The sequence below is a fragment of the Rhizobium sp. AC27/96 genome (assembly GCF_001692325.1).
Lineage (GTDB): Bacteria > Pseudomonadota > Alphaproteobacteria > Rhizobiales > Rhizobiaceae > Rhizobium.
The window spans coordinates 1-10,206 of the sequence record NZ_LXKN01000050.1 but is presented as its reverse complement, the minus strand read 5'-3'; the positions used below and the strand labels follow the sequence as shown (position 1 = coordinate 10,206).

The window sequence follows — 10,206 nt, the reverse complement described above, 5'->3', positions numbered from 1 at the left end:
CCGGCCGAAGCCGAGGAGCAGTATTACGCCATGCTGGGCGCACCAGCCTGGGCCGCATAACTTAAACGAAATGGCCTCCGGCAAACTCGGCGCGGTTCATCCCAAGGCGGAGGCGGAGCTCGACAACCTCTTTACCGAAATCTCTCGCGACGCAGGCACTCGCACCGCCAGCAACTTTCTGGACGAAGTGATCACCTTCATCGAGGCACTCGAAACGTTCCCAGAACGCGGCACTGTGCGAGAAAGCTCCATCCCTAACTGCGCATTATCGGTTACCGACGCAGTGTCAGCGTGGCGTTTGCGGTACGCGAAGAAGAAGTCATCATTCTAGGCGTTTTCGCACGAGGCATGGACATTACCGATGAGCTCTTAGGGGAGCGAGATCACTGTTTGTGTCCGAAGCCTCAGCATCTCCAGACACGTGATGCAACCCAAGCCGACTTCAATAATCATCGGGCATCCATGGCGAGTTGCCGGTGTGCGTTTGAGAGGCGGAGGTCTTGATGAGTTTGGAACCTCGGACGCATCTTGCGCTGGCGCACAAATAAGCCATTGACTTCAGAAGGATAACGAATCCTCCTTCTCAAAGGAGATTGAAATCGCTCGAGAAAAAGCCGTTTTCAGAACCAACAAATTCAACTGATTTCTTGCAGGAATTGGCGGATCAAATAACTTCCGCAGCCTACTACTCCTTCGGTATCTCGAACATCTGAGGCGAGAGCCGCCCACATCCGCATGCAACGAACGGATACTGCCCGTTTGCCGACAGAACAACTGATCGGCACGGCCCGAATCGGGCTCAGCGATACGTTGCGTGAAAGCAAGCCAGATGGAAAATAACGGCGAGCCACTCGACGGCTGGCTTTGGTCAGGGCCACGCTTGTCATGCCTGCTGGGCGATGCAGGCATGCATGGCGCTCGCCTACACTGTGCGGGATCTTGCCTAACCTTCATGATGCCTCCCCGGTAGGCGGGGTGGTGCAGTATCGTCCATTACAAGTGCACGGACGTTCATATTTCCGAAATCTCGTACAACCAACAACGATATCGAGCTATTTGCGAACAGCGCCAAGACCGTGATGGTGCTTTCAACAACCGCCTCGGTCTGGCGAGGGCGCGATATCACCCAGCCACATCATGTGGCGGAAGAAACAGAGGAGCACGCATCCCTATGTCCGGCCATCAATTCACGGCAAGAACCCAGCTGACGATCGCTGGCCTGGTAACGTTCCTCGGATTGGGCATTGCAACGCCGGCCTTTGCCATCGACTGCACCAAGGCGATCGACCCTATCGACAAGAAAATTTGCGGCAATGCGGGGCTAAAGGCGGCCGACATAGCCATGGGACAGGCCTATGCGGCCCTCCTCAAAACGGTGCCGGATCCTGAAGTCCGTGCCATGCTGGTCAATAGCCAACGCCGCTGGATTGCCGCGCGCAACGAGGGCCTCGGCGGTGGCTCGGATGGAGCCGCCATACCCGTCAGCGAGATACGCCGCGCCACGACGGCACGCACCGCTCGACTGAGCGACCGATCGGACAAAGGGCTTGTCGCGCAGGCTCAAGAGCAGAGGCGCTTTCTTGCGAAGTATACGGGCGGCGCGTTCGCCGGCTTCGATACGCGCTGCGAGTTCATTCCCAACGACAAGGACCAGTCGAGCTACTCCTATCAGTGCTACGGCGCCATGCATGTCCGCAACAAGGACAGGCTTTGCAGCCTCAGCACCGAATGGGCGACCTGGTCGCTCTATGAATATTACACCGTCAGCACCATCGAAGGCGACAAGGCCAAGGCTTCGGCCATTTGCAGCGATCAATCGGGGGATATCTGTGGTGACAGCCAGAAAACGGGCTGGACGCGGGATCCCGGCGCGGACCAACACCTTCCAGCGCTGAAGACCGATTTCCCCAAGCTGGATGTCGAAGGCGCATGGCCGCTCGAGGAATCCGACGCAACCTGGTTCGACCAATGCCTGACCAGCCCAACCTATCCGCCCGTGCAATGAGCTGCTTTTTCCAACAGCGAGGCAAGACAATGAACTTAGGACGATCGGCTCCCAATCGCCTGCTGGCGATGTCTGTGGGTCTTTGCATGCTGTCGGCCTTCACGAACCAAGTGCAGGCAGCCGGTTTCAATTGCAAATACGCCAAAAGCCACGTGGAGAAGTTGATCTGTACGGATTCTCACATATCGAAGCTCGACGACGAGATGAATGCGTTGTTCGACAAGATCGAAGGCGAAACCGCCGGCCACGACGGCGAGACGGGCCAGGTGATCGATCCCGCCGGCAAGGAGCAAAAGCATTGGCGGGAGACAGTAAGGGACGCCTGCAAGGATGTCCAATGCCTCAAGTCGGCCTACACAGGCCGTCTTGCCGAGATGCGAAAGAATTGGGCGGAGGCTCTCGATCCCGATGACCAATGAAAGAGCAAGCGGGATGATCGTCAGCGGCCGCCCAGCCGCTATGCTCGGCACCGCTCTTGTGGGCATCCTTCTCGCGACCGGTACGGCCCTGGCAAGCGGATCGCTCCCGGCCGAGCCTATTTCGGCCGGCCCCTTCGCAAATTTCGCGGCATGCGTGGCCTATCTGGAAGCCACACATCAGCAACTGAGCGCGATGGCCATGCCCACGCCTGTCGCAAACCCTGCTGGCGGGACACGCCAGGTTCTGGTTTATACGAAAGGCGTGTTGCAAGACGGAGGTGAACAGGCCACCTACGAGGCGGAAGTAGGGTACGAGTTTCGGCACACGGATCCCGAGCGACACTCCATCATCACGAACTACACCTGGGAGCGTTATTCAATGGCCTGTCACGGCGCGGCCTTCGATGGAATGCTCGATCGCGGCTACGCGCTGCCGGGGATTGCGCCAGCCCCGTAATGGGCCGGCTCATCATGGATCACCTCGATCTCCCTTATCGCGGAAGCCGGCTCTCAAGCTCCGCGGCGCGTTTGGCCGTCGTCTGCACCGAGCAATCGTCGGCCACGACCAAGGCGGCTGTGCCGCCGTCGCTGTCTACAGCACATTGCTTGTCGCGTTCGGCAATCCAACTCCGCTGTTCGTCACGCAGTTGCTTTGCGCTGACCTGATCGAGCTTTGCCCGTAGCGCACGGTACGCTCGATTGAGACGATCATCCTGATATGTATGCTCCGCGCCGGCGCAGTCCCGCATGGCGACGGTAACGCCTTCGGATCTGTCGAGACAGGCCTTGTCGGACGGGCGTAGCGCATTGATCTGTTTCTGCACTGCAGACGATTTCGAGACTCCAGTTTTATCTGCTGTGGCCGTCTCATCGACCCGGCGATAGACCCTGGAAAAACTGACGTTGATACCGCCGCACATGTGATTGTCGCCGACGACAAGATAGCGTCCGAGTTGCGCCATCTTGACCTGGCAGAGACCAGGAATCGTCTTGTCCTGATAGGGAAGAAGCTTTTCCGGCTTGCCGCCGTCGCCAGATTGGTAGCCAAATTTGACTTGAGACTGTTTTCCGTCGACGAGGGCGGCAAACTGTCCTCCTTCCTCACCATTGCCGAATTGCAGATTGGCTTTGGCGTCGATGCGGATCTTATCGCCTTTTTGCTTGGCGATGATCGTCGTTTCGCTGTCACCCCATCGTCCGACCCAGTTGGGCGCCGGCGATACTGGGGCAAGCCGTGCCAGCGGCAACCAGCCGGCAGTTTCATCATTCTCGGGTCGTTTCGCGGGATTGAGATATTCGGCGCAGGCACGGTCGCCTTCAACCCGGCTTACAGCGACCTGATCGCCTGGCAACAGAAAGGCGCCCTTGTTGCAGAACACCGATTTTTCCGGGCACTGAACCTCGACCTTATCCCCTGGCTTGATCTCATAAAGCTGGACTGCGAGTGGATCGTCATCCACTGCCTCGAAGCCGAAGCAATCAGTCTTTTGCTCGGCCGCCCAGACAAGCGTCGGAATCGATAACGCCAGAACGGATAAAGACAGGCGGCAAAGGGCTCCACGCCAAACATTCATGCTGATATCCTTTCAACGAGATAAGGCGTTCATGGGTTGGGCTCGCTCCGATCCTCCATACTCATCGCGAATGCAAGCCCACTCATACATTTAGGGCTCGAATGCGCGGCGATCCGGTTTTGATCTCACACAGTCAATTCGTCTCGGCTCATTTATGGCACGCGAGAGTTGCCGGCCAGCCGCAAAGACGGCTTTGGAAAATATAGACGGATGTACACTTATGGCAGACGCAAAGATATCGGTACCGCGAATACGCTCTGATAAACGCCTTGTCGGTGCTGCGTCTTGATGCCGGCGATGCCGTGACTGGGCAGGCCTCACAACTGTCCGGGGATCCTGGCAAGTCGCTCAACTTGAGCCTCGCTCCCAGACAATCGGAGTCCATCGCGCGGTCGGAGAATTTGCCTGCGGGCTGGAGTATGCTGACAGCGTTGGAATGAGAGGGAACGAATGACGGGCTTACCTCTTGAGATCGCGCCCAGCGATATGGGCGTGATGAATAGGACGGTTCTGTGCATTGGTGACGGATGCGTGGACCAATGACGGAAACGAACTGCGGCAAATATCGCCTTATAGCTTTGCTGCCCATCACCGCCGGCATGGCGCTTTCCGCCATGATCGGTCTATGGGGAGTGGCGGCTCGCGGCGCATCGGGTGATGACCATCCAAGCAAAGCCCCGGCCCTGTTGTGCGAGGATGTCCGCGACATGCTCGCAAACAACACCGACATGCGCATGGCAGAGACCCTTGCCTTCGGGGAAAACGCACACTTTCGCGCCGAAGGCTCTTCTGAAAAATGCATCTCGCTTGCGGCTCTTATGACGTTCACCGGCAGTCGAGTCCTGATCACAGCAATTGCGACAGAGCCGGGCGAAAGTGGGCTCGATCAGGGCTCCAGTCTGTCGGCCTATTTCTTCCGGGAGTCGGGAAGTGCGCTGCGGCTCGTCACGGTTAAGCGCGATTTCGCCGAGAGCAATGGCGCTTTGGGAAATGTCGGCGATATCAATGCGGCTCATTTCGGAGCCGATGACGGTATGATGGTGAACGGGGGAATATCTCAGCAGGGCTATTCCAATGATTTGACCGACTTTTACGTGTTCCGCAACGGCAGCGTCGTCTCCCTCGGCATGGTTCCGACCGGCTGGAGCAATAGCGGCGCAGAAGAAGACGACAGCAAAGCCGTGACCGTAACGAGTAGGGTCGAAACCGGATTGCCGCAACCCGATCGCGTGCGCGTCACCTATACGAGAAGTGCCGGCGGGGGCGATGAACAAACGAGCGTCGCCATCTGGCGTTCGCAGGCGGGTAAATTCGTGCTCGAGGCTGGAAGTGTGCCAGAGGAGATCATCACCGGCTTCGAGCTTGCCGGCAATGTCATAGCCAAGAACGGGACGCCTTTACCTGCGACTGATGCCGCCCCGCCCCCACCCGCTGCCGGTACCGGTTCGCCGGGCGTCTGGTCGATCGACGATATCGGAATGGTTCCGCCTTCTCCTGACGTCACCGAGGCCATCAAACACGATTCCAACTATCCACCGATCTGCAAGCTGATCGGAAGGGAGATGTTGCCGTCGCTGTCGGCGACCAGCAAGACCTGGTTCGTGACGACCTCGAACCGCTGTGACGCGGGCGGAGGGACGGGGCCGGTGTGGATCGTATCCGTTGCACCCACAGGCAAGGCACACATGGTCTTCAGCGCCTTCCGTCACGCGGTAAAAGCCGAGAGCGGCCTGCATGGCGAGTTCCACGATATGTTCGTCAATGGTGATGCCAGGAACCCCAAGTCTGGCGAGATCTACACATTCGACGGTCTAGCCTATCGCAAGAGCGGATCCTGAAGCACCCCACAGAAGCCAACCCGGCACTTGCCCCATCCGGAGAGAACCAGAATGCGCTTTACCCCGTTCGCCTGTGGAGCCCTCTTGCTCCTGTGCACTCCCGCTCTCGCCGATGACAGCTCGGCGACCTTGGGAGCCGGTGGCCTCGTCCTTCAGAAGACGGACAAGATCGCGCTCGTCTCAGAGGAGCTGTATCTCTCCACAACCGGTATCCGAATCTCCTACCGCTTCCGCAACCTGACAGACGCGGACTATTCGACGACCATTGCCTTCCCAATGCCGGCATTTCCAGGCGGCGGCTCCAACTCGACCACCGTTGTTCCCGACCCGGCAAGCGATAATTTCATGAAATTCCAGACCATTGTCGATGGTCAACCCGCTCGCTCGCAGCTCGAGCAGCGGGCGTTTCTGACGGCCGATGGCAAGCCCGATGTGGAAATCACCGACAAGCTCAAGGCCCTGCATATCCCCCTGGTGCCGACTTCCGAGGCCACCAATGCGGCGATCACTCGCCTCACGGCTGCGCAGCGCAAGGACCTAGTGGACGCGAATATCCTTGATTCGGGCGGAAGCGACGACAACGGAGAGGCAACAACCCTTTATCCGCTCTGGACGCTGAAATCGAAATATTGGCGGAACCAGACCTTTCCCAGAGGGAAGGATTTGATCGTCCAACAGACCTATGTACCGGTCGTCGGCAGTCAATCCTCGCTGTCGCTTGGCTCGCCAGATATGGGTGAGGATCAGCTAAAGTTCTATCGCGAGCGGTTCTGCACCGACGAAGCCTTCATGAAAGCGGCGCGCGGCCTCTATAAAAAGGTCGCTGATGACAACGCAACGACGTTCCAGGCTTTCGAGCAATATCTGTCCTATGTCATCACGTCCGGCGGCAATTGGGCAGGACCGATCGGCGATTTCAAGCTGATTGTCGATAAGGGCGATCCAAAGACGCTGGTCTCTTTCTGCGGCAGTGGCGTGAAGAAGATCAGTCCGACCCAGTTCGAGCTCGATATCAAGAACTACAAGCCCGATCGCGATATTGACGTGCTGCTGCTGAAAACCGTGCCGGTTGAATGATGTCGGCGCCCTCCCCATCCCTTTGGCCATCCATCCCGAGAACCGGAGCCCGCGCAAAATGAACTTCACCCCGAAGCGCTACTCTTCCAGGAACGCAATCGTCGCTCTGGCTTTTCTTCTTGCTCTTCCGTTCGCTGCTTCGGTCCGGCCTGCGCTTGCGCAGACCTCGAACCAGAGCACATCTCAACTCGATCTCAACAGCTCGGATTCGATCGAGAGCGCGCTGAACATCTGGGAGAAGCGCCTTAGCCAGGAAGGGCTGATTGTGCTTGGCTACTACAACGGCTTTGCAGACGGCTCTTTCGGGCAGAGCAGCCGCAATGCCATTGCAAGCTATCAGGGCGATCACAAGCGACCTTCAACTGGCAAGCTTTCTGCCCGGGATACCCTGGAACTGGGCGGCGCGGCCCTCGACTTGCGCAAGCAACTGCAGTGGCGCCCTCTGGACGACTCCAAGGCCGGCGTAACCATCTCTTATCCAGCAGCGCTGCTCACGGAACGGCAGGACAACACGCTCGGCGGCGAAACCCTTCAAACCGCTGACGGCGCGCTCACCCTGAAGACTGCGCATTTTCCAAATTCCGGTCCGGGCCACATCGACGCGCTGTTCAAGAGCCTTTCCAATGAGCAGGGCAGCACGGTCACCTATCAGCTCAAGCGGCCGAACTGGTTTATCCTGTCGGGTACGGCGGGAGATCGAAAATTCTATTCACGCTTCGAGCAAAAGGGCAACGACATACGTGGTTACGACCTGAGCTGGACCGCAAACGAAGCCAGCAAGGTCGTCGACAACATTTCAGTACTCATCTCCAACAGCTTCTACCCTTTTGGCGATAATTCGGCCGACAGCGATCCGAGCTATCCGACCCTGGTACAGCTTGCCAATCTCGCCGGCGCCGACGGCCAGGGCGCATCCTCAGGCGACAACGGCCCCGCAAGCGGCAGCGGTTCGGGAGGTCAGCCAGCCGATACGCAGGCACAATCCCAACAGAATGATGGTCAGGCTGGTAATCAGACTTCCCAATCCAGCGACAAAGATGGTCTGACGGAGCAGAAGGAGGGCGCGCTTCCGCCGCCTACGGATGGTTCGCTCGTCACGTCGGATGGCAAGGGATTGCGTTTCGTCTATCACTATTTCCCGCCGGAAGACTCCAAGTTCAACTATGCCTACCAGTGGGCCGTCGACACCCATCTATTCCTGAATATTCCGGAAATCGACGGCCTCGACGGTCTCTTCGTGACGCCGCGTCCCCTGCATTACGTCACCCGGCAATGCAACACGATCAACGCGTTCTATGACAAGAAGAACGGCGCCGTCTTCCTTTGTTACGAGATGATCGACAGCCTGTTGCAAATGGGTCAGGCGCTCTCGAAGGGCGCCTCCGACCCCAAGGCATTGACGATCGAATTCGTGCGCGACAATCTCCGCTTCATTCTCCTGCATGAGTCCGGACATGCACTGATCGATCTGCTGGATCTTCCCGCCGTTGGACGCGAAGAGGATTCGGTCGATCAGCTCGCCTCGGTCATGCTGCTCGCACATGTGGACGACAGCGAAAACAAGAACGACATCGCGCGTGTCCTGCAACTGGCATCCGTCTGGTTCAAGGTTAACAGCCAGTCGTCTGGAAGCCCGGACGTCGCATCGTTCGCTGACGAACATTCGCTCGACGCACAACGCTATTTCAATCTGCTCTGCATGGTCTACGGGCTCGATCCGCAAGATAATGGAGCAATCGTTGACAACGGGATGTTGCCCAAGGAGCGCGCCGCGCGCTGTCCCGACGAAGCCGCCAAGATCAATCGTTCCTGGGCGCGGCTGCTCTTGCCGCACTTCTCGCCCAGGTTCCAGCCGAAATCAGACAGTGATGGCGGAAATGGCGCCAGTCAACAGAATGCGCTGGCCCCGCAGTCGGCAGCGGGCGGCAACCCTCTTGAGTGGGACAAAAACAGCAATCCGTTCGCGAAATGAACGGATGATGGAATGTCCTATGCGACCGGCCCCCCGATAGTCTCAACGATCGGGCGTGCCGAAAGGCAACGTCCAGCCCGAGGGCAGATTGGCATCTTCGGGACGGCTCTGAGGAACAGCCTGCTCCAACACAGAGGCGCGAATGTTCTCCAGGGTCTCACCGGGCGTGTGGCCAAACTCGGCTTTGAATAGGCGGAAGAAGTACTTCTCGTTCGAAAAGCCGTGGCGCCAGGCGACCTCGGCGATATGCGGCTGCGGACGGTTGGGATCTGCCAGCATCTGATAGGCACGACGCAATCTCTTACGCTGTATTTGGCGCATGACACCGCCACTGCCTTCGAACAACTGATAGAGTTTTGCACGCGACAGCCCGACATCTCGGCAAATGCCGTCAGGCGTGAGATTGGCATCCAGCAAATGCGCATCGATATGGCGCAGGATTCGGCTACGCAGCATATCCCGAATAGGGCTACCGGCCTCAGCGAGCACATCCGGCGTCGAAGAGACCGCAGCCGCCAAGAGCTGAAGGGTCGATTGGACGACATAGGGGATCTCGTGCACGCCCAGATTTGCAAGGTTCTGGAACAACGAAAGCATATGGTCTGCGATAAGACGACCTATGCCAGTTGCCAGCGTATATCCATGCAAGAGCTCCGTCTGGCTTGGGAGGAGATCCCTCGGCACCACCAGGGAAATCACATCGCCAGCCTCCACCACGGATTCGTTGATTTGGGCAGCATCGAGAACAAACAGATCGCCGGCCGTCTTGATGGATTGGGGACTGGTCCATCGGCAGAGAAATCGACCGCTCACGACCAGCGTGAACCGAAAGAAATCATGACCGTCGGTCCGGATATGCCGTTGTGTTCGGTGAACTTCATATGCAGAAGTCCCCTGCTGATTAAGCCACTTTCTACCGGATAGAATAAGCGGGCCGAGAGACGCGCCGGTTGCTCGCGCATTGAAGGCTAGAGGATCACCATCCCGCAATCTGCAATCACAGTGATTGTCCTTCACCCAGGCGTGAAATCGGTCTTTTTCTGGAAAGTCGAGAGTGGAAAAATTGAATATGGGGGTCGAGGATGTTTGCGCCATGCTTCTTTTGTCCGCTGCCTAAAATGCTGAGGGAACGATCGCGATGAAGTCTGCGATCGTCCCAGTTCATCATCCGTGCCGCACCGGCTTTGGTGCGGCCGCCGCTACTTCCTGCCTTATAATCGTCTCCGCAGCATCCCACGCCCTTGTTGCCACGGTCGGATCGCGAAAGGCACGAGCATCGATTGTCGCGCCATCAAGCAGAATCATGAGGATTGACGCGGTG

General features: G+C 58.0%; 9 protein-coding genes. 7 read left to right on the top strand and 2 right to left on the bottom strand.

The window, feature by feature from the left end; all coding sequences use genetic code 11:
* The 4 genes from A6U86_RS35960 to A6U86_RS27595 all read left to right on the top strand — a co-directional run.
* Nucleotides 1–331: type II toxin-antitoxin system RelE/ParE family toxin (locus A6U86_RS35960; RefSeq protein WP_244510119.1), on the top strand; the 331-nt coding region annotated here is incomplete at its 5' end.
* Nucleotides 332–1,171: 840 nt separating this feature from the next.
* Nucleotides 1,172–2,005, top strand: coding sequence for a lysozyme inhibitor LprI family protein (locus A6U86_RS27605; protein WP_068398048.1), 834 nt, complete (start codon nucleotides 1,172–1,174; stop codon nucleotides 2,003–2,005).
* Nucleotides 2,006–2,034: 29 nt separating this feature from the next.
* Complete coding sequence (locus A6U86_RS27600; protein WP_141683827.1) at nucleotides 2,035–2,424, top strand: lysozyme inhibitor LprI family protein; 390 nt, start codon at nucleotides 2,035–2,037, stop codon at nucleotides 2,422–2,424.
* Nucleotides 2,414–2,881: a hypothetical protein gene (locus A6U86_RS27595; protein ID WP_068398042.1), complete on the top strand. Its 468-nt coding sequence runs from the start codon at nucleotides 2,414–2,416 to the stop codon at nucleotides 2,879–2,881. Before A6U86_RS27600 ends, A6U86_RS27595 begins: the two co-directional genes overlap by 11 nt.
* Nucleotides 2,882–2,915: 34 nt before the next feature.
* Here the strand turns inward: A6U86_RS27595 and A6U86_RS35725 are convergent, their stop codons facing one another.
* On the bottom strand, nucleotides 2,916–3,998 hold the full coding sequence (locus A6U86_RS35725) for a lysozyme inhibitor LprI family protein (protein ID WP_198929100.1): 1,083 nt from the start codon (nucleotides 3,996–3,998) through the stop codon (nucleotides 2,916–2,918).
* A gap of 539 nt (nucleotides 3,999–4,537) precedes the next feature.
* On the opposite strand from A6U86_RS35725, the gene A6U86_RS27585 reads away from it, so the two are divergent.
* Genes A6U86_RS27585 through A6U86_RS27575 form a run of 3 tightly spaced genes read left to right on the top strand, consistent with a single transcriptional unit; the run spans nucleotide 4,538 to nucleotide 8,885 of the window.
* Nucleotides 4,538–5,836 carry a hypothetical protein gene (locus A6U86_RS27585; protein ID WP_068398039.1) on the top strand — a complete coding sequence of 433 codons (1,299 nt, stop codon included), beginning with the start codon at nucleotides 4,538–4,540 and terminating at the stop codon, nucleotides 5,834–5,836.
* 51 nt (nucleotides 5,837–5,887) lie between these two features.
* The gene (locus A6U86_RS27580; protein ID WP_068398037.1) at nucleotides 5,888–6,913 is read left to right on the top strand and encodes a DUF4424 family protein; all 1,026 of its coding nucleotides are present in this window, start codon (nucleotides 5,888–5,890) and stop codon (nucleotides 6,911–6,913) included.
* A gap of 58 nt (nucleotides 6,914–6,971) precedes the next feature.
* A complete protein-coding gene (locus A6U86_RS27575) occupies nucleotides 6,972–8,885 on the top strand; it encodes a DUF4344 domain-containing metallopeptidase (protein ID WP_068398052.1) in 1,914 nt (637 codons plus the stop codon).
* Between the two features lie 42 nt (nucleotides 8,886–8,927).
* Here the strand turns inward: A6U86_RS27575 and A6U86_RS27570 are convergent, their stop codons facing one another.
* Nucleotides 8,928–9,980, bottom strand: coding sequence for a helix-turn-helix domain-containing protein (locus A6U86_RS27570; protein ID WP_068398033.1), 1,053 nt, complete (start codon nucleotides 9,978–9,980; stop codon nucleotides 8,928–8,930).
* Between the last annotated feature and the right edge of the window lie 226 nt (nucleotides 9,981–10,206).